Annotated in this window: 1 pseudogene; it reads right to left on the bottom strand. The window is 68.3% G+C overall.

From position 1 onward, the window contains the following. Window positions 1–545: pseudogene (locus ISF28_RS30280) on the bottom strand (RHS repeat-associated core domain-containing protein); the annotation flags it as partial.

Below are 545 nucleotides of genomic sequence, written 5' to 3'. Positions count from 1 at the left end.
GGCGTTTTCGTCCTGGGCGCGGATCAGGTCGCCGTGGTCGTCGTAGTCGTAGGCCGCAAGCTGGCGCACCAGCTTGCCATCCTTGATTTCCCATAGCGCAAGGATGCGGCCGGTATCAAGGTCGACCTGGGTGCCGGCATGGGCGACGATGGTCTCGCCCTGCTTGCTGATGATGTCGCTGAGCACCTCCTCGCCGGCGTACGGGCCAGTGGCGACGACGTGGTCGTAGCGCAGGCCGAGGGCGGCGCCGTCGCGGGCGTGCAGCGCGATCAGCCGGAAATGTTCCTTGCCCAGATCGGCAGCCTTGGCGCGCACGGTGTCGACCAGCTCATAGGTTTCGCGCCAGGGACTGGACTCGTCTTCGGGCAGCGGCTTGCCGAAGTCGAGCGTGAGCAGGGCGGTGCTCATGCGGGTGAGCGTGATTTGCTCGACCGGGTCGTAGTGCCGCTGGCCGATGCCCAGCCACGGGTAGCGGTGGCTGCGGCCGTCGGCGGCGTGGTAGAGCAGGGCGGCCGGTTTGCCCTGGCCGACGACGTCGATGCGGG

Origin of the sequence: Massilia rhizosphaerae, from assembly GCF_016093545.1 — a bacterium.
Taxonomy (GTDB): domain Bacteria; phylum Pseudomonadota; class Gammaproteobacteria; order Burkholderiales; family Burkholderiaceae_D; genus Telluria; species Telluria rhizosphaerae.
The sequence above is the reverse complement of the archived record's forward strand: the minus strand, read 5'-3'. Positions and strand labels throughout refer to the sequence as shown.